This window comes from Chitinimonas sp. BJB300 (genome assembly GCF_002735695.1).
Classification (GTDB): domain Bacteria; phylum Pseudomonadota; class Gammaproteobacteria; order Burkholderiales; family Chitinimonadaceae; genus Chitinimonas.
Genome location: NZ_PDZH01000356.1, coordinates 1 through 629, shown reverse-complemented (window position 1 = coordinate 629; position 629 = coordinate 1). Strand labels below are relative to the sequence as shown.

Sequence of the window (629 nt, the reverse complement as noted above, 5' to 3'; positions counted from 1 at the left end):
GCTAACCGCAAGAAGCCCAACCCGAAGAATCGCGTCGAGGAAGCCACCGAAGCAGCGGTCATTGCCTACGCCACCGAACAGCCCGCGCATGGGCAGGTTCGTGCCAGCAATGAATTGCGCCAGCGCGGTGTATTCGTCTCCCCATCCGGTGTGCGATCCATCTGGTTGCGCCATGGACTGGCTTCATTCAAGCAGCGTCTCAGCGCGCTGACGCGGCTCGTGGCGGAAACTGCCATCATCCTGACTGAGGCGCAGGTCACTGCGCTGGAACGCAAACAGGACGATGACCTGGCCCACGGTGAGATTGAAACGGCCCACCCGGGCTATCTGGGATCGCAAGATACCTTCTACGTTGGCACGATCAAAGGGGTGGGTCGCATCTATCAGCAGACCTTTGTCGACACCTACAGCAAGGTGGCGTTCGCCAAGCTCTACACGACCAAAACACCCATCACGGGTGCCGATCTGCTGAACGATCAGGTGTTACCGTTCTTTGCTCAGCATGGCATGGGGGTGCTGCGCATTCTCACTGACCGTGGTACCGAGTACTGCGGTAGGCCGGAGTCACATGACTACCAGCTCTACCTGGCGCTGAACGACATCGAGCACACGAAGACCAAGGCGAATCA

The 629-nt window shown here is 59.0% G+C and carries 1 protein-coding gene; it reads left to right on the top strand.

The genetic code is table 11. The features are described from left to right. On the top strand, window positions 1-629 hold a 629-nt coding region (locus tag CSQ89_RS21815), incomplete at both ends, for a DDE-type integrase/transposase/recombinase (protein ID WP_143747146.1).